The organism is Micromonospora sp. WMMD964 (assembly GCF_029581455.1).
Lineage (GTDB): Bacteria > Actinomycetota > Actinomycetes > Mycobacteriales > Micromonosporaceae > Micromonospora.
Genome location: NZ_CP120860.1, coordinates 2,457,822 through 2,481,117, shown reverse-complemented (window position 1 = coordinate 2,481,117; position 23,296 = coordinate 2,457,822). Strand labels below are relative to the sequence as shown.

At 73.3% G+C, this 23,296-nt stretch carries 22 protein-coding genes; 11 read left to right on the top strand and 11 right to left on the bottom strand.

The annotated features are described in order from the left end of the window. The first annotated feature begins 129 nt into the window (after window positions 1-129). A complete protein-coding gene (locus O7616_RS11605; protein WP_282306809.1) occupies window positions 130-1,638 on the top strand; it encodes a cell wall anchor protein in 1,509 nt (502 codons plus the stop codon). A 340-nt stretch (window positions 1,639-1,978) separates the two neighbouring features. On the opposite strand, the gene recG is transcribed toward O7616_RS11605, so the two are convergent. Together recG and O7616_RS11595 are read right to left on the bottom strand one after the other, a co-directional pair. Further along, window positions 1,979-4,177: an ATP-dependent DNA helicase RecG gene (gene recG, locus O7616_RS11600; RefSeq protein ID WP_282306808.1), complete on the bottom strand. Its 2,199-nt coding sequence runs from the start codon at window positions 4,175-4,177 to the stop codon at window positions 1,979-1,981. Beyond that, the gene (locus O7616_RS11595; protein WP_282306807.1) at window positions 4,174-5,787 is read right to left on the bottom strand and encodes a DAK2 domain-containing protein; all 1,614 of its coding nucleotides are present in this window, start codon (window positions 5,785-5,787) and stop codon (window positions 4,174-4,176) included. Before O7616_RS11595 ends, recG begins: the two co-directional genes overlap by 4 nt. Before the next feature lie 287 nt (window positions 5,788-6,074). Between O7616_RS11595 and rpmB the strand changes: the two genes are divergently transcribed. Then, window positions 6,075-6,266 (top strand): 50S ribosomal protein L28, encoded by a 192-nt coding sequence (gene rpmB / locus O7616_RS11590; protein WP_011905179.1) that lies wholly within the window; start codon window positions 6,075-6,077, stop codon window positions 6,264-6,266. A 102-nt stretch (window positions 6,267-6,368) separates the two neighbouring features. Here the strand turns inward: rpmB and O7616_RS11585 are convergent, their stop codons facing one another. Together O7616_RS11585 and O7616_RS11580 are read right to left on the bottom strand one after the other, a co-directional pair. Then, the gene (locus O7616_RS11585; protein ID WP_282306806.1) at window positions 6,369-6,830 is read right to left on the bottom strand and encodes a GNAT family N-acetyltransferase; all 462 of its coding nucleotides are present in this window, start codon (window positions 6,828-6,830) and stop codon (window positions 6,369-6,371) included. Between the two features lie 29 nt (window positions 6,831-6,859). Continuing rightward, on the bottom strand, window positions 6,860-7,792 hold the full coding sequence (locus tag O7616_RS11580) for a thiamine-phosphate kinase (RefSeq protein ID WP_282307596.1): 933 nt from the start codon (window positions 7,790-7,792) through the stop codon (window positions 6,860-6,862). A gap of 153 nt (window positions 7,793-7,945) precedes the next feature. Between O7616_RS11580 and O7616_RS11575 the strand changes: the two genes are divergently transcribed. Both O7616_RS11575 and O7616_RS11570 read left to right on the top strand, forming a co-directional pair. Further along, a complete protein-coding gene (locus tag O7616_RS11575; RefSeq protein ID WP_030335303.1) occupies window positions 7,946-8,179 on the top strand; it encodes an Lrp/AsnC ligand binding domain-containing protein in 234 nt (77 codons plus the stop codon). Then, a complete protein-coding gene (locus O7616_RS11570) occupies window positions 8,180-8,893 on the top strand; it encodes a DUF3515 family protein (protein WP_282306805.1) in 714 nt (237 codons plus the stop codon). A gap of 181 nt (window positions 8,894-9,074) precedes the next feature. Here O7616_RS11570 and O7616_RS11565 read toward each other — a convergent pair whose 3' ends face one another. Beyond that, window positions 9,075-10,175, bottom strand: a complete 1,101-nt coding sequence (locus tag O7616_RS11565; protein WP_282306804.1) for a D-alanine--D-alanine ligase family protein — start codon at window positions 10,173-10,175, stop codon at window positions 9,075-9,077. A 219-nt stretch (window positions 10,176-10,394) separates the two neighbouring features. Then, window positions 10,395-10,613, bottom strand: a complete 219-nt coding sequence (locus tag O7616_RS11560; protein WP_145785114.1) for a hypothetical protein — start codon at window positions 10,611-10,613, stop codon at window positions 10,395-10,397. A gap of 278 nt (window positions 10,614-10,891) precedes the next feature. Between O7616_RS11560 and O7616_RS11555 the strand changes: the two genes are divergently transcribed. Continuing rightward, the gene (locus O7616_RS11555) at window positions 10,892-11,737 is read left to right on the top strand and encodes a helix-turn-helix transcriptional regulator (protein ID WP_282262020.1); all 846 of its coding nucleotides are present in this window, start codon (window positions 10,892-10,894) and stop codon (window positions 11,735-11,737) included. A 5-nt stretch (window positions 11,738-11,742) separates the two neighbouring features. Further along, window positions 11,743-11,943, top strand: a complete 201-nt coding sequence (locus tag O7616_RS11550) for a DUF397 domain-containing protein (RefSeq protein WP_282262021.1) — start codon at window positions 11,743-11,745, stop codon at window positions 11,941-11,943. Window positions 11,944-12,196: 253 nt separating this feature from the next. Here the strand turns inward: O7616_RS11550 and O7616_RS11545 are convergent, their stop codons facing one another. From O7616_RS11545 to O7616_RS11525, 5 genes are all read right to left on the bottom strand, one after another. Continuing rightward, window positions 12,197-13,246 (bottom strand): ROK family protein, encoded by a 1,050-nt coding sequence (locus O7616_RS11545; protein ID WP_282306803.1) that lies wholly within the window; start codon window positions 13,244-13,246, stop codon window positions 12,197-12,199. A 447-nt stretch (window positions 13,247-13,693) separates the two neighbouring features. Continuing rightward, window positions 13,694-14,446 (bottom strand): putative protein N(5)-glutamine methyltransferase, encoded by a 753-nt coding sequence (locus O7616_RS11540; RefSeq protein WP_282307595.1) that lies wholly within the window; start codon window positions 14,444-14,446, stop codon window positions 13,694-13,696. Between the two features lie 89 nt (window positions 14,447-14,535). Next, on the bottom strand, window positions 14,536-15,654 hold the full coding sequence (locus tag O7616_RS11535) for a cystathionine gamma-lyase (protein WP_282306802.1): 1,119 nt from the start codon (window positions 15,652-15,654) through the stop codon (window positions 14,536-14,538). Between the two features lie 7 nt (window positions 15,655-15,661). Continuing rightward, window positions 15,662-16,669: an NAD(P)H-dependent glycerol-3-phosphate dehydrogenase gene (locus O7616_RS11530; protein WP_282307594.1), complete on the bottom strand. Its 1,008-nt coding sequence runs from the start codon at window positions 16,667-16,669 to the stop codon at window positions 15,662-15,664. Between the two features lie 62 nt (window positions 16,670-16,731). Beyond that, window positions 16,732-17,472 carry a lysophospholipid acyltransferase family protein gene (locus O7616_RS11525; protein ID WP_282306801.1) on the bottom strand — a complete coding sequence of 247 codons (741 nt, stop codon included), beginning with the start codon at window positions 17,470-17,472 and terminating at the stop codon, window positions 16,732-16,734. A gap of 128 nt (window positions 17,473-17,600) precedes the next feature. Here O7616_RS11525 and cofC point away from each other — a divergent pair, with 128 nt between their 5' ends. The 5 genes from cofC to O7616_RS11500 are packed head-to-tail and all read left to right on the top strand — an operon-like array spanning window position 17,601 to window position 23,292. Next, complete coding sequence (gene cofC / locus O7616_RS11520; protein WP_282306800.1) at window positions 17,601-18,248, top strand: 2-phospho-L-lactate guanylyltransferase; 648 nt, start codon at window positions 17,601-17,603, stop codon at window positions 18,246-18,248. Window positions 18,249-18,271: 23 nt separating this feature from the next. Next, window positions 18,272-18,469: a cold-shock protein gene (locus O7616_RS11515; protein ID WP_145785123.1), complete on the top strand. Its 198-nt coding sequence runs from the start codon at window positions 18,272-18,274 to the stop codon at window positions 18,467-18,469. Between the two features lie 54 nt (window positions 18,470-18,523). After that, window positions 18,524-20,881 carry an RNA degradosome polyphosphate kinase gene (locus O7616_RS11510; RefSeq protein ID WP_282306798.1) on the top strand — a complete coding sequence of 786 codons (2,358 nt, stop codon included), beginning with the start codon at window positions 18,524-18,526 and terminating at the stop codon, window positions 20,879-20,881. 24 nt (window positions 20,882-20,905) lie between these two features. Next, entirely contained in the window at window positions 20,906-22,426 is a 1,521-nt protein-coding gene (locus tag O7616_RS11505) for a CYTH and CHAD domain-containing protein (protein WP_282306797.1), read from the top strand. Then, window positions 22,414-23,292 (top strand): NUDIX hydrolase, encoded by an 879-nt coding sequence (locus tag O7616_RS11500; protein ID WP_282307593.1) that lies wholly within the window; start codon window positions 22,414-22,416, stop codon window positions 23,290-23,292. Before O7616_RS11505 ends, O7616_RS11500 begins: the two co-directional genes overlap by 13 nt. Window positions 23,293-23,296: the final 4 nt, after the last annotated feature.

Below are 23,296 nucleotides of genomic sequence, written 5' to 3'. Positions count from 1 at the left end.
TCTGCCGGGTGCCGGCGGCAACCCACCGGCCCGCGGTACGGGAGGGCGCCTCTCCAATCGGACGTGCAGCGACCGTCCACTGTCACTCCCGTGCCACACCCCTGACGCTTCAGCACTCCAGGAGTACCCGTGATCCGTCCCAAGCTGTCGCTACAGCGACCGCTGGCCATCCTGGGAGCCGCCCTCATCGGCCTCACCGGGGCAGTCGCGGTGGCCGGCCCGGCCAGCGCGCACCACACCACGATCACCGCCGTAGCCGACTGTGACCGGCTCACCGGCGAGCGCGTGATCACCTGGAAGGTCGAGAACAGCGAGCGCGACAAGGCGGTCACCCTCAAGACGGTGACCGCGGAGCCGGCGACCGAGGTCACCGTGCCCGTCGAGGGCTCCGAGGCGGTCCCGCTGCAGGGCTACGTCATCCGCAAGGGCGCCAGCGTCCTGGCCGTCCAGCGGGTGCCGGGCGACACCGCCACCGCCAAGCTCACCATCTTCGGCAAGTGGAAGAAGAACGGGCAGGAGGCCACCAACGACGGCAGCATCAACCTGGCCGCCGACAGCTCCTGCGCGCCGGCACCGAAGTGCGTCGACGTCGACAAGGCCAAGTACAGCCACACCTTCGACGGTCCGAAGGGCACCGCCACCGTCAAGCTCGACGGTGACCTGCCGCTCTGCGGCGAGGGCAAGCAGTGGTTCACGCTGGTGTCGTACTTCGCGCCCCGGCCGCAGTTCGCCACCCCGCAGTACGTCTACGGCACGCCGGACAGCAACTGGATCGGTGGCACCCAGACCGAGATCGAGCTGAACGTGGAGATCCCGGACTGCCACACCCAGGTCGACCTGATCTGGGGCGGCAAGGACGAGGTCATCGACGAGCTGGTCGACGGTGGCAAGCGCTACGGCGACAAGAAGCTCGGTTCGGCGGGCGCCCCGGGTAACCGCTCGAAGGGCCCGCAGGGCTGGTACAACGGCGGCAGCAAGAGCTGCACCACCCCGGCCTCGACCTTCGCGTCCAACTGCGACGGTTCCGTCGCCGTGTCGCTGAGCAACGACGGCAAGATCAGCAAGTACGCGGTCGAGTTCGAGGTCAAGGGCGAGAACGGCTTCACCAAGAAGGTCTCCGTCCCGGCCGGCAAGGCCGACACCAGCGTCGTGGTTCCCGCCGCCGACGCCGGCAAGATCGAGGTGCTGGTCGACGGCAAGGTCGTCGAGAACGGCACGTACTCGTGGCAGCGCCCCGAGGACTGCCCGCTGCCGGCCGTCACCACCAAGGCCGACTGCAAGAACTTCGCCCTCACCGTGACCAACCCCGAGGGTGGCCTCCCGGTCAAGGCGACGTTCACCTACGGCGACAAGAACGAGACCCGTACGGTCGCCTCCGGCAAGTCGGAGACCGTGACCTTCACGGCCGGTAAGGCCGAGTCGGCGCTCGTCGCGCTGCCCGACCTCGACCTGGAGATGGAAGCCATCTACACGCCGGAGGGCAACTGCGGCGGCGGTGGCGCCGGTGGCGAGGAGCCGGGCCTCCCGGTCACCGGTGCGGCGGCGGGCGGCATCGCCGCCGGTGCGATCGCGCTGCTGATCGCCGGCGCGGTGCTCTTCGTCATCGCCCGGCGGCGTCGGGTGACCTTCACCGCCTGAAACAACCCGCTCTGACGACAGAGGGCGCGTCGACCATCCGGTCGGCGCGCCCTCTGTCATGCGCGAGGTGGCCCGCCAAGCCCTGGGCAACCTCGTCATGCGCTGCACGGCCCGCCGGCTGCACGGCCCGCCGGTCGCCCTGGGCAGCGTGATCGACTCGGAGTCATTGAAGCCGGGGCATCCCTCAGGGCTCGACCCCCCGGTTTCCTGAAACGGGAGTGGATCACCAGCGGGCGCGAGCCAGCGCGGGCCGGAGCAGCCCGGAGCGCGAGCGGGGCCCACGCCGGGGCGAGGGCCCGAGCGGGCCGCAGTCGCCCGGTGGAGGTCAGGTCAGCGGGCCTCAGCCCTTCTCCAGGTACTCCGCGCGGTCCTCGTCCACCAACGCGGCCACCGAGGCGGCCAGCGCCGGGTTGCGGGTCAGCTCCGGGTCGTCCTCGATCAGGGTGATCGCCTCGGCACGGGCGTCGCGGATCAGCTCGGTGTCCCGTCGCAGCGACAGCAGCCGCAGGTGCGACCGGTGCCCGGACTGGGTGGCGCCCAGCACGTCACCCTCACGGCGCTGTTCCAGATCCAGCTCGGCGAGCTTGAAACCGTCGCTGGTGGACGCCACCGCGTCCAGCCGTTCCCGCGCCGACGACCCCTCGGCCGCCTCGCTGACCAGCAGACAGAGCCCGGCGGCGGCACCCCGGCCGACCCGACCCCGCAACTGGTGCAGTTGGGAGACACCGAAACGGTCCGCGTCCAACACGATCATCACGGTCGCGTTCGGCACGTCCACGCCGACCTCGATCACGGTGGTCGCCACCAGCACGTCCAGGTCACCGGCGGCGAAGGACCGCATCACCGCGTCCTTCTCGTCGGCCGGCAGACGACCGTGCAGCACCCCGATCCGCAGCCCGTGCAGCGGCCCCTCGGCCAGCAGCGGTGCCACCTCGGTCACCGCCAGCGGCGGGCGTCGACCGTTGTCGTCCTCGGGTGGCGGCTCCTCGTCGGAGGTGGGACCGTCACCGATCCGGGGACAGACCACGTACGCCTGGTGGCCGGCGTTCACCTCCTCGCGTAGCCGACGCCAGGCCCGGTCCAGGTAGGCCGGCTTCTCGGCGGCCGGCACCACGTGCGAGGCGATCGGCGACCGCCCCCGGGGGAGCTGGGAGAGGGTGGAGACCTCCAGGTCGCCGTAGACGGTCATCGCCACCGTGCGCGGGATGGGCGTGGCCGTCATCACCAGCACGTGTGGCGGCTGGTCGGCCTTGGCCCGCAGGGCGTCGCGTTGCTCCACGCCGAAGCGGTGTTGCTCGTCGACGACCACCAGGCCGAGGTCGGCGAAGTCGACCCCCTCGTAGAGCAGGGCGTGGGTGCCGAGCACGATGCCCGCGGCACCGCTGGCGACCTCGCCGAGCGCCCGCCGCCGGGCCGCCGCGCCCAGCGAGCCGGTGACCAGCTCGACCCGGGTGGCGTGCTCGGCGGAACCCAGCTCGCCGGCTCTGCCGAGCGGCCCGAGCAGGTCGAGCATGCCGCGGTGGTGCTGGGCGGCCAGCACCTCGGTGGGCGCCAGGAGCGCGGCCTGCCCGCCCGCGTCGACCACCTGAAGCATCGCCCGTAACGCCACGACGGTCTTGCCCGAGCCCACCTCACCCTGCAACAGGCGGTGCATCGGGTGCGGTGCGGCCAGGTCCGCGGCGATCTCGACGCCCACGTCGCGCTGGCCTTCCGTCAGCTCGTACGGCAGACGGGCGTCGAATGCCTCCAGCAGCCCACCTGGCCGGGCCGGGCGGGGTCGGGCCGGCCAGTCGGCTGCCCGGTGCTTGCGCTGGACCAGGGTCAACTGGACGGCGAACGCCTCGTCCCACTTGAGCCGCCGCCGTGCCCGGTGCAGTGCCTCCTTGCTGGACGGCCGGTGGATCTCCTTCAGCGCGGTGCCCAGCCCGACCAGCTTGCGGCCGGCTCGCACGTCGGCCGGCAGCGGATCGTCCGGCGGGGTGAACGTGTCCAGCACGACGCGTACGCACCGGGCGATCACCCAGGTCGGCAGGGCCGCCGCGGCCGGGTAGACGGGGATCAACGCACCGGCGAACTCCTCGATCTCGTCGTTGACCGCCGCCTCGCCGTCCCCACCTTCGCCGAGCAGCACGTACTCCGGGCCGTTGAGCTGCCGTTTGCCCCGGAACTCGGTGACCTTGCCGGCGAACAGCCCCCACCGACCGGGGCGCAGCTCCCGCTCGCGCCACGCCTGGTTGCCGAAGAACGTCAACGTCAGGACCCCGCCGGAGCCGTCGCCGACGGTCACCTCCAGCAGGTTGCCCCGCCGCTGCCGCATCGGACGCACCGCGGTGCGCTGCACCTGGGCCAGCACGGTGACCTGCTCGCCGACGTCCAGGGAACGGATGTCGGTGTGCTCGCCGCGCTCGTCGTAGCGGCGCGGGAAGTGGTAGACCAGGTCACCCGCGGTGTGCAGGTCGAGGTGCGTGGCCAACGCCTTGGCCGTCTTGTCCCCGACCAGCTTCTTCAGCGGAGTGTCCACGGTGGCTGGTTCGCTCATTCGATCCCTACCAGGAGCGGATAAAACGGCTGGCCCCCCGGGTACGCGTGCACCTCGACGAACGGCCAGCGACTCGCGACGTGGGCGCGGACGGCGTCGGTGAGCCCGGCCGGGGCGTCCAGCCCGGCCAACAGGGTGACCATCTCGCCGCCGCCGCCGAGCATCCGGTCGACGACTGCGGCGCAGGTGTCGGTGAGGTCGGTGCCGATCAGGTGCACCTCCCCCTCGACCAGCGCCAGGACGTCGCCGGGGCGGCACGGCCCGGCGACGGTCAGCGCCTCCCGGCTGGCGTGGCAGACCTCGGCGTAGCGGCACGCGCCGGCCGCCTCGGCCATCGCGATCACGTCGTCCTCGAAGCGGCGGTCGCCGTCGCGGACCGCGAGGGCGGCGAGCGCCTGCACGGGCGAGCGGGTCGGCACCACGCTCACCTTGATGCCGTGCCGGTGGGCCTCGCGCGCCGCCGCGCTGGCCACGGCCTCCGTGTCGGCGTCGTTGGGCAGCACCACCACCCGGGCCGCACCGGTGCTGCGGACGGCGTCCAGCAACTCACCGGTGGACGGGTTACCCGGCACGACGGTGGCGCCCTCCGCGGCGAACAACTCGGCGATGCCACCCCCGGTGGCGACCACCACCGCGGCCCGGCCGGTCGCCACCGGCCCCGGGGGCGACTCCGGCTGGTCGGCGAAGCGGGTCACCGAGATCCGGTACGGCCGACCGGCGGCGACACCGGCCTCGACCGCCGCGCCCACGTCGTTGACGTGCACGTGCACGTTCCAGGTGGCCTCCGGCTCCCGCCCGTCGCCGACGACGACCAGGGAATCCCCCAAGGCGTCGAGCGTCCGCCGCAACCCGTCGACCGCCTCAACGCCTGCGTCGAGGAGGAACTGCACCTCGTACGCGTACTCCTCGGAGCCGGTCTCCCGGGCGGCGGTGGCCGCCGGACGGACGGAGCGCGGCGGCGGCGCGGGCCGGGCGTCGGTCTCGCCGGTGAGCACCGCGACCAGGGCGTCGAGCAGCACGCAGAGCCCTCGGCCACCGGCGTCGACGACACCCGCGCGGGCCAACGCCGGCAGTTGCTCCGGGGTCCGGGCGAGCGCCTCGGTCGCGGCCCGGGCCGCGACGCGGGCCACCGCCGGCAGGTCGTCGCTGTCGGCCTGTTCGGCTGCCGTGGCGGCCGCCGCGACCACGGTGAGCACCGTGCCCTCGACCGGCCGGGCGACCGCGGTGTACGCGGCGGCGGTGCCGGAACGCAGCGCGGCGGCCAACTCCCGACCGCGCACCACAGGCACCACGGCGACCTCGTCGGCGACCCCCCGCAGGATCTGCGAGAGGATCACCCCGGAGTTGCCCCGCGCACCGAGCAGCGCGCCCTGCGCCATCAGCCGCAGCGCGTGCCCGTGTGCGGTCGGCCCGCTGTCGGGGAGAGTGTCCAGATCCATCGCGAGCGCCTGCTGCGCCGAGGTGAGGGTGAGCACCAGATTGGTGCCGGTGTCACCGTCGGGCACCGGGTAGACGTTGAGCTGGTCGATCTCGCCCTGGTGGCGCTTGAGCGCGGCCAACCCGCTCGCGCACCAGCGGCGGACCGTGGCGGCGTCGAGGGTGTCCAGCACGGGCAGAAGCCTACTGGCGCGCACCGACACGCGCCGGAGTCGTCCGGCGTGTCCTCCGCGTCCCGGTCTCGCGGGGACGGCAGCGCGGGCGGACACCTCCGGTAGCGTTGCCGCCGGGCCGGCCCACTCGCGGGCGGACGGGCCCTCGACCAGGTGGGAGCCGGAGCGCGAACGAGCGCCGGACCGGGCCGGTTGGCCGGGTCGGCGAGTCATCGGGTAACCTGACCAGGTTGCCCGGGTAGCACCTGCCGGCGACCCCATGAACGTATCAATCCCAGGAGTATCCCGTGGCTAGCGTGTGCGACGTCTGTGGCAAGGGACCGGGCTTCGGCCACAACGTGTCCCACTCGCACCGGCGGACCAACCGCCGCTGGAACCCGAACATCCAGTCGGTGCGTACCCCGGCCGGTGGCGGCAACACCAAGAAGTTGAAGGTCTGCACCTCGTGCATCAAGGCCGGCAAGGTCACCCGCGCCTGACGCGGTAGCACCCACTTTCTCGTACGGCTCAGCCGGCGGACCCTGAGGTCCGCCGGCTCTGTCGTGTCCGCACCCGTCGGGCGCGCGCAGCGGACCCGCAGGTCAGAGGGTGCGGCCGAAGGAGACGCAGCCCTCCGCGTCCTTGTAGAAGCCGAAGTTCGGGATCCGCTCGTACCCCGCTGAGCCGTACATGGCGATCGCCTCGGGCTGCTTGTCACCGCACTCCAGGACCACCCGCTTGCGGCCCTGCTCACGGGCCGAGCGCTCGACGGCAGCCAGGACCGCGCGGGCCACGCCGCGCCCCCGCGCCGCCGGCGCCGTGTACATCCGCTTCAACTCCGCGGTGTCCGCGCCATGGCTGCGCCAGCCGCCACAGCCGACCGGCTCACCGGCCAGGTAGGCGACCAGGAACGCACCGTCCGGCGGCTCGAACTCGCTCGCGTCCACCGGGGTGTCGTCGCCGGAGCCGCCGTAGCGGGCACCGAGGTCGGCCAGTGCGGCTCGGATCAACTGCTGCGCCACCGGTGCGTCGAACCGCACCACCCGGATCTCGATCTCACTCACGGTGTCCAGGGTACGGCGGGCGCAGGGCCCTAACGGAAGTGGTCCCAGCCGGTCGGGCCGTCGTAGGGCGCTCCGTCGACGGTCACACCGCCACCGTGTGTGACCACACCGATCGGCCGCCACTCCGGTGGCAACGCCACCGCCGGGGGGAAGGTCGCGGCCAGCGCGTGGTCCTCGCCACCGGCCAGGATCCAGGTGTACGGGTCGACGCCGAGCGCCTGCGCGGCGTCGGCCATCTGCCGGGGCACCTCGAACGCGTCCCGGCGGACGTCGATGGCCACCCCGCTCGCCGTCGACACGTGCCCGAGATCGGCGAGCAGCCCGTCCGACACGTCGATCATCGAGGTGGCGCCGAGCGTGGCGGCCTGCGGCCCGGCCGGGTAGGGCACCTGCGGCCGCCGGTACGCCTCGACCAGCAGGCGGGGGGTCCGGAACCCCCGGGTGAGCACGTTCAGCCCGGCTCCCGCGTACCCGGTGCGTCCGGCCAGGGCGAGCACGTCCCCCGGACGGGCACCGGACCGCACCACCGGCGGGCGCCCCTGCAGGTCGCCGAGCGCGGTCACCGCGACGGTCAGCGTGGGACTGGAGGACATGTCCCCGCCGACGACACTCGCGCCGACCGTCGCCGCCTCCGCGGACAGCCCGTCCGCCAACTCCTCCGCCCAGCCGGTCTCCAGGTCCGCCGGCATGCAGAGGGCGACCAAGAGGGCCGTCGGCGTCGCGCCCATCGCCGCGATGTCCGCCAGGTTGGCGGCCGCCGCCTTGTGCCCCACGTCGCGGGCCGAGCACCAGTCCCGCCGGAAGTGTCGCCCGTCGACCAGCACGTCCGTGGAGGCCACCACCCGGCCGTCCGGGGCGGTCACCACCGCCGCGTCGTCACCGGGGCCGAGCAGTGTCGTCGGCCCGTACGACAGTCGAGCGGTGATCCTCCCGATCAGCCCGAACTCCCCGATCCCGGACACGCTGACGCCACCGCCGCCGTTCCGCCCGTGCCGCCCGGCTCCGCCGTGCTCGCTCACCGCTGCTCCTTGACCACCGATAGGGATCAGACCTGGTCCGTAAGGTAGTTTCACCCTTCGGGCCGCTCCCGAGCGGCGACGGACGGAGGTCGAGTCGTGGTACAGGCGTACATCCTCATCCAGACCGAGGTCGGCCGCGCACGTGACGTGGCGGGTCTCATCGCGGACATCTCCGGCGTCGTACGCGTCGACGCCGTCACCGGGCCGTACGACGTGGTTGTCCTCACCGAGGCGAACACCGTCGACGAGCTGGGCAAACTCATCGTCAGCAAGGTGCAGATGGTGCCCGGGATCACCCGCACCCTCACGTGTTCGGTGGTGCGGCTGTAAGTGGACGAGATGACGACCTCCTCCTCCGCGTTGGACGACGACGGGACGCGCGAGGCGGCCGACGGGACGGGTGACTCGGCTGACGGGACGCGTGGGCCGGCTGACGGTAACCGCGAACCGGCCGACCAGCCCGCCGCCGCGCCGGCCGGTCGGGACCGGACCATCCGCGGTGCCGCCCTCCTGGCCACGTTGATCGCGTTGCCCGTCACGTTGTTGGTGGCAGCGCTGGCCTTCACCAAGCTCGCCCCGGACACGCCGGTCGCCGCGCCGACACCGTCCGCCAGCGGCGTCCAGGTGCAGTCCACCACCCCCGTGCAGATGGCCGCCCCGGCGCTGGCCGCTCGACCGGCCACCGTCTGCCGGGCACTGCTCTCCCAGCTACCGGCGAGCATCCGCGACCTGGCCCAGCGGCCGGTGACCGCCGGTCCCGAGCAGAACGCCGCGTACGGCGATCCCGCGCTCACCGTGGCCTGCGGCGGCACCGAGCCGACGTTCCCCAGCACCGACGAGGTCTGGACGGTCAACCGGGTCTGCTGGCACCTGGCCGAGCAGGCCGACGCGGCAGTGCTCAGCACCGTCGACCGGGAGACGCTGATCACCGTGCGGGTTCCCCGCTCGTACGAGCAGCCCTTGCAGTGGGTGCCGGCCATCTCCAGCACGATCGTGGCGACCGTGCCGTCCGGCGGCGCCATCCCGTCCGGCTGCCAACGCTGAGCAGGCGCACCCTCGTCGGCGGCCGACGCTGAGCGGTGGCTGCCGTCGGCGGGCTCACGTTGGGTGGGCGCTGCCATCGGCGGCCGGCGCTGCCGTCGGCGGGCTCACGTCGCGTGGGCCCCGCCGTCGACGGTCGATGCTGGGCGGGCCCCACGCCGGCTGACCGGGCGGGGCTGGCTGCTCAGTGCAGGCCGACGCCGCGCCGCTGGGCGGTGCGGATCAGCCGGTTGACCAGCTTCGGATATTCCAGACCGGCGGCCGCCCACATCCGCGGGAACATCGACGTCGGGGTGAACCCGGGCATCGTGTTGATCTCGTTGAGGTAGACGTCCAGCTCGGGCGTGACGAAGAAGTCCGCCCGGGCCAGGCCGGCGCAGTCCAGTGCGGTGAACGCGCGGACCGCGTACTCCTGCACCTGGCGGGTCACCCGCTCCGGCAGGTTCGCCGGAATGTCGTACTCGCACGAGTCGTCGAGGTACTTCGCCTCGAAGTCGTAGAAGTCGTGGTCGGCGACGACCCGCACCTCGGCCAGCACCGACGCTTCCGGCGCGCCGCCGGCCTCGCCCTCCAGCACACCGCACTCGACCTCACGGCCGACGATGGCGGCCTCGATGATGACCTTCGGGTCGAACTTCCGGGCGGCGGCGACCGCGTCGTCCAGCTGCGCCCAGTCGCTGACCTTGCTGACGCCGAACGACGACCCGGCCCGGGACGGCTTGACGAACACCGGCAGGCCCAGCCGCTCCTTGTCCTGCTCGCTGAGCGTCATCCCGTTGCGCAGCACCGCGTACGCGCCGACCGGGATGCCCTCGACGGCGCAGAGCTTCTTGGTGAACTCCTTGTCCATCGCGGCGGCGGACGCGAACACGTTCGCCCCGACGTAGGGGATGCCGGCCATCTCCAGCATTCCCTGGATGGTGCCGTCCTCGCCGTACGCGCCGTGCAGCACCGGGAAGACCACGTCCACGTCGGCCAGCACCCGCGGACCCTCGGTGGGGTCGAGCACCATCAACCCGTTGCCCGTGGGGTCGGCGCGCAGCACGACGTCGTCGCCGGAGTCTGCGGTGATCTCCGGCAACTGACGGGCGTTGATCGCGAGCTGGGCGGGATCGCCGTCGGTCAGCACCCACTGGCCGGCCCGGGTGATGCCGACGGGCACCACCTCGAACTCGTCCGGGTCGAGCGCCTCGAACACGCTACCGGCGCTGACGCAGGAGATGCCGTGCTCCGGGCTGCGGCCGCCGAACACGATCGCCACGCGGGTCTTGCCTGGGGTGGTCACTCCGGTCACCTCTTCGTACGCGACTGCGGCTGGTCGTGCTCGCCGGTGGCGCTCACCCGGTTGACCTTACTGTGCGTGGCGGCGGGGCGAGGCGATACCCGGCGAGCCACGGCACGACACGGCAATCGGTCAACAGAGGATATACGGTGCGTGACGGTGCGCTAGAGGTCTCGCAGGCCGGTGACCTGGGCCTATCCAGCGCCGGCAGTGCCGTCGACCTCAGTCCCGGGAGTGCCGTCGACCGACGGCTATCACCTTCACCCGCTGCCGGCCGGCCCGCACCATGCCCAGCGCCATGAACGCCCCGGCGATCCGGTCGGCGGCCTCGCGACTGCTGGCACCGACCACCTGCCGGCGCCGCTCCGGCGCGACCCGCTCGTTGCGCTCGATGCCCTCCACCGGGCGCACGTCGGTGAGCACCACGAGGAAGCGGGTCATCGACGGCCGCCCGCGTGCACGGCGGGGGGCTGCGGGCAGGTTCCCACGTCGTCTCCTTCCGGCGGGCCGGGATGGCGGGGCGGCACGCGACGATCGGGTACGGGGGAGAAACCCGATCGCCGCGCGCCCCATCCCCTCCGGTCGCTCACCACCACCGTCGCCACGACAACCGGCGGTGAGGACGCGATAACAGATTGACACGTGTACAGCCGTGAATGCAACTCTCATCGACGTTCTCTCATGCAGACGTTCCCGCGAATGTGTGCGACCATCGATGTATGGCTCCGAAGACCGCCCGTGCCCGCCGGCTCGGCATCGCCCTGCGCCATCACCGGGAAGCTGCCGGGCTGACGCTGGAGACCGCGGCGGATGAGATCAACAGCACCCGCAGCACCCTCTCCCGATACGAGAACGCCCAGACCCTGATCACCCCCGCCACCGTGCGCGCCCTGCTCACGTCGTACGGGGTGAGTGCCGAGGAGGTGGCCGCAGCGGTGCTACTCGCCAAAGACGCCCGCAAGCCGGGCTGGTGGGTGTCGTACTCGTACCTGCTGGACCCGCGCACCATCGACTTCATCGCGTTGGAGGCCGAGGCCACGGCCATCGCCAACTTCGAGCCCTCGGTGGTGCCCGGCCTGTTGCAGACCGCCGACTACGTCCGTGGCGTGATGCGCGGCGGGCCGCACACCCTCGGCGACGACCTGGTGGAGCAACGGGTCAAGATCCGGCTGGACCGACAACAACGGCTCACCGGCGACAACCCGCCCATCTTCGACGCGATCATCGACGAGGGCGCGTTGCTACGCCCGGTCGGCGACCGGTCGGTGATGGACGGTCAACTACGCCACCTGGTCAAGATGGCCGAGCTGCCGAACATCAGCGTCCAGGTGATCCCACTGTCGGCCGGTTACCACCGGGGCACGCGGGGCTCACTGCACATCCTCGAGTTCGCCGACCCGGAGGACCCGATCATCGCCTCGGTGGAGACAGTCGCGGGTCAGATGATCCTGGACCGGGCCGGCGAGACGCGTACCTGCACCAAGATCATGGAGCATCTCCGAAGCGTGGCGCTCAGCCCGGCGGACAGCCGCGAGATGCTCCTGTCAGTCCTGAAGGGACGGTAGGACCGATGACACCGACAATCACAGCGGCCTTGGCCGCAGCGGCGTGGCGCAAGAGCAGCCGCAGCGGCGACGAGGGCGCCTGCGTCGAGGTTGCCGCGCTGCCGCGGCTGGTGGCCGTCCGCGACTCCAAGGACCCGGCCGGCCCGGCCCTGCTGTTCCCGACCGCCGCCTGGGCCGCCTTCGCCCAGGCACCACCCCGCCCCTGACCAGATCCCGCGCCCCACGCAGCGACCCCGACGCCTGCCCACCGCCCGCCGCGCCGTCGACAAGAGGGCGCGGCGGGCCGGGCCGAGCCCCGGCCGACCACCTCGGCACGGCCGGTCTCGGCACGGCCAGCCCAACGCACGGCCAGCCCAGGCAGGGCCGATCAGCGAACGGCCCTTCGGCACGGCCAGCCCGACGCACGCCAGGCGCAGGGCACGCCGGGCTCAAGGCACAGTCGGCGGATGGGGGCGGGCCTCACGCGACCAGCGGGCTGGGCTCCGGAGCCGCACGCAGCCTTTCCAGGGCGGCGATCGCCACGCCCCGGGCACCGGCCATGTCCCGGTCCGGCACCAACGCGAAGGTGGCCACGGCCGCCTGCTCCTCGCGGAGCACGGTGTGCTCGCGGACCGTCGCCAGGAACCAGTCGCGGAACTCCGGCGCCGCCTCGACCACCCCACCGCCGACGAAGTACGCGTGCGGGTCGGTGAAGTTCGCCGCCACGGTGAACAGCCGTCCCAACGCCATCGCCTGCTGGGCGAACAGGTCCCGCGCGAGGGCGTCCCCCCGTTCGCCGTATCCGCGTACCAGCTTCGCGGCCCGGGCCACCGGTTCGGCGGCGAGCGGGTGGTCCGGGTACCGGGTCAGCCAGTACGGCAACAGGTTGCGCTCGATGCCGGTCAGCGAGGCGACGCTCTCGACGTCACCGGTGAAGCCACAGGCGCAGGTGGGTTCGGGCTGGTCCGGGCCGAGCAGCCCGCTCAGCGGGATGTGCACGTGGCCGAGTTCCCCGGCCATGCCGGCCGCACCGGCGATCACCCGACCGCTCTCCACCACGCCACCGCCGAGGCCGGTGCCGACGATCGCGGCGACCGACGAGCGGGTCATCGCCTCGGCGCCGAAGTGGACGTGGTGCGCGTAGAGCGCCGCCGCGTTGCCGTCATTGTGGTAGATCACCGGCAGGCCGAGCCGCCGTTGCAGCGCTCCCCGTACGTCGAAGCCCCGCCAGGCCGGCTGGGAGAAGTTGGTGGAGCCCCGCGACGAGATGACGCCGTCGGCGCTGGCCGGGCCGGGAGTGTCCAGCCCGACGGCCTGAACCAGCTCGCGCGGCACTCCGGTCTGGGCCAGGGCACCGTCCAGCGCCCGGGCCAGCGCCTCGATCGCCGCCTCGGGCCCGGCCTGCACCTCGCTGGGGATCTCCAGCAGCCCGTCCACCAGGAAGCGGCCGTCCACCGTCAGCACGGTGGCGTTGTTGCTCGTGCCGCCGTTGTCCAACCCGACGACCACCGGCACCCCTGCGCTGCCCACCGAAACCGCCTCCCGCCGTCATGATTGTGAGCCGAGGCTAGTGCCAAGCCCTCTCCCCCGCCACGCCCGGCCCGCCCCACGCCCGGCCCCCCGCCACGCCCGGCCCGCCCCCACGCCCGGCCCGCCCCACACCCCACACCCCACACCCCACCCCCCACACCCCACACCCCACGCCCCACGCCCCACGCCCCACGCCAAGATCCGCGCAACTTCCCGGATGTTGCTGCCTCCGACGCGCGGGAGACACCAACATCCCTGATGTTGTGCGGATCTTGGCGGCGGGGCACCCCAGCGCGGGGCACCCTGCGCGCGGGGCACCCTGCGCGCGGGGCACCCTGCGCGCGGGGCAACCCAACGCGGGGCAACCCAACGCGGGGGCGGGGGGACCTGGCGCGGGCAGCCCGGCGCGGGCGACGGGCACCCGGCGGGTACCGAGCGCGGCGAGGCTCAGGTGGGGCGGCGGGCGAGGACCGCGGTGGCGTCCAGGTCCTCGTCGTGGCGCACGGTGGGGAGCAGGCCGGCGGCGGTGAACGCGGCGCAGAGCGCGTCCACCTGGGTGACACCGGCCTCGACCACCAGGTGCCCTCCCGGGGTCAGCCATTCGGCCGCGTCGACGCCGACCCGGCGCAGCACGGTGAGCCCGTCCGGCCCGCCGTCGAGGGCCACCGGGGCCTCGTGCAGCCGCGCCTCGGGAGGCATCAACGCCACCGCCTCGGTCGGCACGTACGGGGCGTTGCAGAGGACGAGGTCCAGCCGCCCCCGCCAGCGCCGGGGCAGGGGCGCGAAGAGGTCGCCCTCGTACACCTCGATGGTCAACCCGTCGACGTTGCGCCGCGCGCACGCGACGGCCGCCGGGTCGACGTCGGCGGCGGCCAGCCAGCGTGGCGTGAGCCGGTGCGCCAGCGCGACAGTGGTGGCGCCGGAGCCGCAGCAGAGGTCCACCACGGCCGGGGTCGGGCCGGTCACCTCGACCGCCACCTCGACCAGCAGGGCGGTCCGGGCGCGCGGGACGAAGACGCCCGCGTCGACGGCGATCCGCAGGCCGGCGAACTCGGCCCACCCGAGCAGGTACTCCAGCGGTTCACCGGCGACCCGCCGGTCGGCCAGGTCGGCCAACGCGGCCGGTGAATCGGCGGCGGCCAGCAGCAGTTCGGCCTCGTCCTCGGCGTAGACGCAACCGGCGGCGCGCAGCCGGCCCACGAGAGCGGCCCGATTGACGTCGCCTGATGCCCGGCGGGGGCCGCCGTCGCGCACGGCGTCGGTCGGGGACGGTGATGGCACCGGCGTCCTCAGACCGGCCCGGCCGTGTCCAGTGCGGCGGCGATGTCGGCCACCAGGTCCGCGGTGTCCTCGGCCCCGCAGGAGAGCCGGACGAAGCCGGGTGCGGTGTCGTCGCCCCACTGTTCCCGGCGGTCCGCCGTGGTGTGCAGGCCACCGAAGGAGGTCGCCGCCGCCACCAGCCGGGCGGCCTCGATGAACCGGCCCACCCGTTCGGCGCTCCCCAGGTCGAACGAGAGCACCCCCGGCATCCGGCGCATCTGGGCCGAGGCCACCGGGTACGCGGGGTCGTCCGGCCGCCCCGGCCAGCGCAGCCCGGTCACGTCCGACCGGTCGGCGAGCAGGTCGACGACCGCGGCGGCGTTCGCGCTCTGCCGGGCCAGCCGCAGGTCCAGGGTCGCCAGTGACCGGTGTGCCAACCAGGCGTCGAACGCCCCCGGGACCGAACCGGTCGTCGTCCGCCACGTCGTCACCGCGGCGATCAGTTCGGTGGACCTGCTGGCCAGGTAACCCAGCAGCAGGTCGGAGTGGCCGGTGAGAGCCTTCGTGCCCGAGGCGACCACCAGGTCGGCGCCGAGGTCGAGTGGGCGCTGACCGAGCGGGGTGGCCGTGGTGTTGTCCACCGCGAGCAACGCGCCGGCGGCGTGCGCCCTCTCGGCCAGGGCCACCAGGTCGACCACGTCCAGGCCCGGGTTGGCCGGCGTCTCCACGAGCACCAGCCGGACACCCTCGAACGACGGGTACGGCCCGGCGGTCGGCGCGAAGAGCACCCGGACGCCGATCGCCTCCAGCACGTCGGTCGCGAACGCCCGGACCGGGAAGTATCCGTCGGTGGGCAGCACCACCGTGTCACCGGGGCGCAGCAGGGTCAGCAGCAGCCCGGTGATGGCCGCTTGCCCGGTGGAGAAGACGCGGCACTCACCGCCCTCCAACTCGCCCACTGCCGTCTCCAGCAGCCGCCGGGTCGGGTTGTCCGGGCGACCGTATCCGTTCGGCGACGTGCCCTGCCCCTGGAACGGGTCGAGGTGGTACGGCGCGGCGAAGACCGGCCCCGGCAGGAACGGGTCTCCCGGCGTCGGCTCGGGCAGGCCGGCGCGTACGCAGCGGGTGCCGTCTCCCAACTCGCTCATCGGATCCTCACTCGTACGACTCGGGCTTGGCGGTGCGGCTCATCAGGGTCTCCACGGCCAGGCGTGGGTCCATCCCCTCGTGGCAGATCCGCTCGACGTGCTCGGTGATCGGCATCTCCACGCCGTGCGCGCGGGCCAGGTCACGGATCGCCAGGCAGCTCTTCACACCCTCGGCGGTCTGCCGGGTGGCGGCCTGGGCCTGCTCCAGCGTCTCGCCCCGGCCCAGGTGCTCACCGAAGGTGCGGTTGCGGGCCAGCGGGGAGGAGCAGGAGGCGACCAGGTCACCCATGCCCGCGAGGCCGGCGAAGGTGATCGGGTCCGCGCCGAGCGCCACGCCCAGCCGGGCCGTCTCGGCCAGCCCGCGGGTCATCAGCATGGCCCGGGTGTTGTCGCCGAAACCCATCGCGGTGGCGATGCCGTACGACAGGGCGATCACGTTCTTGACCGCCCCGCCCAGCTCACAGCCGATCACGTCGTCGTTGGTGTACGGGCGCAGGTACGGCGTCCGGATCGACGACTGCACGAGCGTCGTACGGTGGCTGTTCGTTCCGGCGACCACTGTCGCGGCGGGCTGCTCGGCGGCGATCTCCGGGGCCAGGTTCGGACCGGAGACGACGACCACCCGGTCGGCGGCGACCCCGGCGGTCTCCACGATGACCTCGCTCATCCGCTTGGTGGTGCCCAACTCGATGCCCTTCATCAACGACACCAGGGTGGAGTCGGGGTGCAGGTGCCCGGCCCACTCGGCGAGGTTGCCGCGCAGGGTCTGCGACGGCACCGCCAGGACCACCAGTTCGGCGCCGGTGATCGCCTCGGCGGCGTCGGCGGTGGCGGTGACCCGGGACGGCAGCAGCAGGTCCGGCAGGTACTCCGGGTTGCGCCGCTCGGCCCGGATGCTCTCCGCGACCGGCGCGCGGCGGGCCCACACCGTCACGTCCCGTCCCGCGTCGGCGAGGATCTTGGCGAACGCGGTGCCCCAGGAGCCGGCGCCGAGCACCGCGACGTGCCCGCTCATGCCGCCGCTCCGCTGCGCTCCGCGCCAGCCTGAGTCACCACTGAGCCCGATGATCCGCTCGCTCATGCCGCTTCACCCTGCTGCTGCTCGCGGCCGGCGGAGGACCGGGCCGGTCGCTCCCACAGCGGTGGCGGTGTGCCACCACGGATCTCGGCGAGCATGTCCCGCAGCCGCAGCATGATGGTGTCCGTCATCTCTTCGAGGGTGGCCCGGGTCGGCTGGGCGTCCGCCCACCGGCTGAGGTCGATCGGTTCCCCGGCGACGACGGTCACCGGGATTCGGGGGCGCAGGTTCACCCGGCTGGTCCGCGGATCGAAGATGCGCTCCGGCCCCCACATCACCACCGGTACGACGGGTGCGCCGGTGGCCAGCGCCAACCGGGCCGCGCCGGTCTTGGCCTTCATCGGCCACAGCTCCGGCTGCCGGGTGGTGGTGCCCTCCGGGTAGATCACCACGGCGCCGCCCCGGTTGAGCGCGGCGACCATCTTGTCCAGCGAGCGGACCGCGTCGACGCTGCCCCGCTCGACCGGGATCTGCAGGCACCGGTGCAGGATCCAGCCGACCACCGGCACCCGGAACACGCTGGCCTTGCCCAGGTACTGCGGCCAGCGCCCGGAGTCGTAGATGAAGTGCGCGGAGACCAGCGGGTCGGCGTGCGAGAGGTGGTTCGCCACGATGATCATGCCACCGTCGCGACGGAGGTGTTCCTGGCCACGCCAGGTCCGCCGGGTCCACACGGTCATCACCGGCTTCACCAGCCCCACGGCGAACCGTTGCCAGAACCCCAGCCTTCGCCGTGCCACTGTGCCTCCTCGTCGCGCCCCAACCCCGCCGCGAAACCCCGCCCGCGACACCCGCAGCGGAAATCATGCCTGCTCGCCCCCGGTACGGCCAGCGAGGGTCCCGTCGTCCGGCTGGCAGGATTGCGGACGTGAGTCAGCCGAGGTGGGCCGTGGTGGTGCCGGTGAAGCAGCTGGGCGCGGCCAAGAGTCGGCTGCGGGGCGCGCTGCCCGGCGTACCGCACGAGGAGCTGGCGCTGGCCCTGGCGGCCGACACCCTTCGCGCGGTGCTGGCCTGCCCGGCGGTCGCCGAGGCCCTGGTGGTCACCGACGACGCCCGGGTGGCGGAGGCGGCGCGGGCGGGCGGCGCGCGGGTGCTGCCGGACGAGCCGCGCGCCGGCCTGAACGCGGCGTTCCGGCACGGCGCGGCCGGGACCACCGGCGGCTGGGTGGCCGGTCTCACCGCGGACCTGCCGGCGCTGCGCCCGGCCGAGCTGGCCGGCGCGCTGCTCGCGGCCCAGAACGGTCGGCCGGGGGTACGCCGGTTCGTGCCGGACGCACCCGGCAGCGGCACGGTGCTGCTGACCGCCCCGCCCGGCCTCGCGTTGGATCCCCGTTTCGGGGTGGGTTCGGCGGTCGCGCACGCGGCGAGCGGGGCGCTGCCCCTGACCGGGGACTGGCCCAGCCTGCGCCGCGACGTGGACACCCCGACGGACCTGACCGCCGCCGCCCGGCTCGGGCTGGGGCCACGAACCGCCGCACTCGTCGCCGCCGCTCACCCGGCCCGGTCCGCGGGTTGAACCGCCGGGTGTACGGTGCCAGCATGCAGGGCACGGTGGCCAGCTACGACGCGGCGACGCGCAGCGGTGTCCTGCTGCTCGACGACGGCACCGAGATGCGCTTCCCGGCGCGGGCCTTCGACGCCTCCGGGCTGCGGCTTCTCCGACTCGGGCAGCGGGTCCACATCGACACGGATCCCGACGGCACGGTCGTCCGGGTGACATTGCCGACGATGATCTGAACCGGCGAACCCAAGTTCATTTTGCGTTCACCGTAATCGGGTGATTATGAGCGGGTGAGCACCCCTCGCGAGCACCCGGCCCGCCCGCCCGCCTCCGACCTCCGCAACGGTTCCCGCGCGCGCGGGACCGACGGCCGCTTCCGCCCGTCCCGCGCCGAACGGGCGGGCGCCGCCCGCGCCGACACCCTCGCCGACGACCCGGGGGCCGCCTCCTCCGGGCTGGACGAGGTCATCGAACCCGAGCCGACGACCGACGAGGCGGACGCCCCCGCCTCCGTCGGCGTCCATCCGGTCCTGCCGGTCGACCTCCCGACCGCCGCCGAGGAGGAGGACGACGAACCGCCGGCACCGCTGCCCGAGGACCGTTTCCTCAACCGGGAGCTCTCCTGGCTCGACTTCAACGCCCGGGTGCTCACCCTGGCCGAGGACCAGCGCACCCCACTGCTGGAACGGGCCAAGTTCCTGGCGATCTTCGCCAGCAACCTGGACGAGTTCTTCATGGTGCGCATCGCCGGACTGAAGCGGCGCCTCTCCGCCGGCCTGCCGGTGCGCGGCGGGGACCGGCTGCCCCTGCGGACGCAGTTGGAGCTGATCGCGGAGCGCACCGCCGCCCTGGTGGCCCGGCACGCCGCCTGCTTCGTGGACGACGTGCTGCCCAAGCTGGCCGACGAGGGCATCCGCATCCTGCGCTGGGGCGAGCTGGGCGACCCGGAGCGGGAGCGGCTGCGCACCTACTTCCGGGAGCACATCTTCCCGGTGCTGACCCCGCTCGCGGTGGACCCGGCGCACCCGTTCCCGTACATCTCGGGGCGCTCACTGAACCTGGCGGTGGCGGTTCGTGACCCCGACGGCGGCTCCGAGCTGTTCGCCCGGGTGAAGGTGCCCAACAACGTCCCGCGCTTCGTCCGGGTGGACCGGGACCAGCCGGGCGTCCGGATGTTGCCGGTGGAAGACCTGATCTCGGTGCACCTGGGGCAGCTGTTCAGTGGCATGCAGGTGGTCGAGTGCCACCTGTTCCGGGTGACCCGCAACGCCGAGGTGGAGGTCGACGAGGACCGCGACGAGGACCTGTTGCAGGCCCTGGAGCGGGAGCTGGCCCGGCGGCGGTTCGGCCCACCGGTCCGGCTGGAGGTGGCCGCGTCGATCTCCGACCACATGTTGGAGCTGCTCGTCCGCGAGTTGGACATGGACGACCAGGACGTGCTGCGGGTGCCCGGGCTGCTGGACCTGTCCGCGCTGTGGCAGGTCTACGGCGAGGCCGACCGGCCGGACCTGAAGGACCCGCCGTTCGTACCGGCCACCCATCCCCGGCTCGCCGAGGGCGAGGTGCCACGCAGTGTCTTCGCCACCCTGCGCGACGGCGACATCCTGGTGCATCACCCGTACCACTCGTTCGCCACGAGCGTGCAGCGCTTCATCGAGCAGGCCGCCGCCGACCCGAACGTGCTGGCCATCAAGCAGACCCTCTACCGCACCAGCGGCGACTCCCCGATCGTCGACGCGCTCGTCGACGCGGCCGCCGCCGGTAAGCAGGTGGTGGTGCTGGTGGAGGTGAAGGCCCGCTTCGACGAGGTGGCCAACATCGGCTGGGCCCGTACGTTGGAACGGGCCGGCTGCCACGTGGTGTACGGCCTGGTCGGGCTCAAGACGCACTGCAAGACCGCGCTGGTGGTCCGCCAGGAGGGCAACCAGATCCGCCGCTACTGCCACATCGGCACCGGCAACTACCACCCGAAGACCGCCCGACTGTACGAGGACTTCGGGATGCTCACCGCCGACCCGGAGATCGGTGCCGACCTCACCGACCTGTTCAACGTCCTCACCGGCTACAGCCGGCAGACCGCGTACCGGCGGTTGCTCGTCGCTCCGCAGGGCATCCGCGCCGGGCTCATCGAGCGCATCGAGCGGGAGATCTCGCACGTCCGACTGGGCATGCCCGGCCTGGTTCAGTTCAAGGTCAACTCGCTGGTCGACGAGGGGGTGACCGACGCGCTGTACCGGGCCTCCCAGGCCGGCGTCCACGTCGACCTGCTCATCCGGGGCATGTGCACGTTGCGCCCCGGGGTGCCCGGGCTGTCGGAGAACATCCGGGTCCGCTCGATCCTCGGCCGGTTCCTGGAGCACTCCCGGGTCTTCCGGTTCGGCAACAACGGGGAGGCCGAGTTCTGGATGGGTTCGGCGGACCTCATGCACCGCAACCTCGACCGCCGGGTGGAGGCGCTGGTGCAGGTGAGCGACCCCGTCGCCCGCGCCGAGCTGGACCAGGTGCTGACCGCCGCCATGAGCCCCGACGTGGACGCGTTCGAGCTGGCCGGCGACGGCAGTTGGACCCGGCGTACCAGCGCCGACGACAGCGCCCCGGCGCATCTGCAGGAACTGCTGTTGCGCCGCGTCGGTGGCACGGCCGGCTGACCGATCACCGCATAGGCTGGGTTGATGGTGGAGGAGGAGCAGAAGTACGAGGTGGACGACACCTACGTGCTGCCGGACCTGGCCGCCACCGCACCGGCGGGGGGTCGGGTCCGGGCGCTGCCACCGGTGACGCTCGTCGCCCGCTACCTCGACACCGTCGACCTGAGGCTGGCCCGCGCCGGTGCCTCGCTACGTCACCGCCGGGGCGACGAGCTGCCCTGGACGGTGAAACTGCCGACCGGCACGCCGGGCGTCCGGCACGAGGTCTCCCGCCCGGGGCCGAAGGGGCAGCCGCCGCCGGAGCTGGTGGAGCTGGTCACCGTCCTGCACCGGGGGGCACCGCTGGCCCCGGTGACGGTGGTCCGGACGGTCCGGCACGCGTACGAGGTGTGCGACAAGGCGGGCACGGTGCTCGCCGAGGTGGTGGACGACCGGGTGACGGTGCTGGACGACTCCGGCACCACCACCGGCACGTTCCGCGAACTCGAGGTCGAACGTAAGGCCGGCGACCGGGACCTGCTCGACCGGGTCGGCGCGGTGCTGCGCGAGGCGGGCGCCCGGGGAGGGTCGTTCACCCCGAAGCACGTACGGGCGCTGGGCGCGACGGCGCAGGCCGATCCGGACCTGGTCGCCCCGGCCGGGCTGCCCGCCGAGCCGACCGCCGGTGACGTGGTGACCGAGGCGCTCCGCAAGGAGGTCCGCCGACTGTTGGCGCACGACCCGCTGGTCCGGCTCCGCGCCCCGGCCGCCGGTGGCGACACCGGCGTACACCAGATGCGGGTGGCCTGCCGCCGCCTCCGCAGTGACCTACGCACCTTCAAACCGTTGCTCCGCAAGACCTGGGCCCGTCCGCTGCGCACCGAACTGCGGTGGCTGGCCGGTGTCCTCGGCGCGGCCCGCGACGCCGAGGTGTTGCGGGCACGACTGCGCCGGACCGCCGACGCGGATCCGCTCAGTCCGCTCGACGAGAGGGCGGTGGACCGGCTCGACGAGGTGCTCGCCGCCCGGCAGCGCTCGGCACTCGCCGCCATCGACGAGGCGTTGCGCAGCACGCGTTACCTGGCTCTGGTGGATTCCCTGGTGCTGGCCTCCGCCTCGCCCCGGCTCACCCGCCGGGCGACCGCGCCCGCGGCGGAGGCGCTGCCCGCGCTGGTGGCCCGCCCGTGGGCGCGGCTGACCGGGCCGGACGGCGTCGACGGGTTGGACGCGCGGTCGCCGGACGACAGGTGGCACGCCGTCCGCAAGGAGGCCAAGCAGGCGCGGTACGCGGTCAACGCGGTGGCGGCCACCGCCGGCAAGGGCGCGCGCCGGCTGTCCCGCGCCCTGGCCCGGGTGCAGGACGTCCTCGGCGAGCACCAGGACGCGGCGGTGGCTGCGGACACCTGGCTGGAGATCGCCGCCGAGCGGCCGGACGACCACGAGCTGGCGGTCACCGCCGGGCGGCTCGCCGAGCGGGAACGCGCGTGCGTACACGTGATGCGGGCTTCCCTCCCGGCGGCCTGGCACCGGGCGACGCGACGGCGGCGGACGAGTTGGCTGCCGTGACGGGCATCCGCGCTGCGGGCGGGGTGGCCTGGCGGCCGACCCCCGACGGCGTACGCGTCTGCGTGGTGCACCGCCCCCGCTACGGCGACTGGACGCTGCCGAAGGGCAAGTTGGAGCCGGGCGAGCACGCGATGGCGGCGGCGGTCCGCGAGGTGGCCGAGGAGGCCGACGTGCGGGGCGTGCCGCAGGTCCGGCTGCCGTCGGTGCGGTACCGCAGCGAGGGGCAGCCGAAGCTCGTCGACTACTGGTCGATGCTCGCCGTCGACAGCGGAGGTTTCCAACCGGGCACCGAGGTGGACGACATCCGCTGGCTCGCGGTGGACGACGCGATCCGGTTGGTCAGCTACCCCCACGACGCCGAGGTGCTCGCGGCGTTCGCCGCGCTTCCGTCGGTGACCGCGACCGTCGCGTTGGTCCGGCACGCACACGCCGGTAAGCGGGCCACCTGGTCCGGCCCGGACGTCGGGCGGCCCCTGGACGCCGAGGGATGGGCTCAGGCGACGGCGCTCGGCGGTCTGGTCGCTCTGCTCCGACCGTCCCGGCTGGTGTCGGCCTCACCGCGACGGTGCGTGCAGACCCTGGACCCGGCCGCCGCGCTGCTCGACCTGCCGATCGAGGTGTGCGGCGACCTGGACGAGCCGCAGCCCGGCCAACAGAGTGACGAGCAGATCCTGGCCACCGCCGCCCGGCTGGTGGAGTTGGCCGACGCCGGTGGGCAGGCCGCGGTGTGCAGCCAGGGCAAGGTGCTGCCGGGCGCCCTGGAACAGCTCACCGGCCGCACCGACGAGGACTTCAGCACGCCCAAGGGCGGCGGTTGGTTGCTCGCCTTCACCGCCGACCGGTTGGTGGCCGCCGACCGCCTGTAGGGCG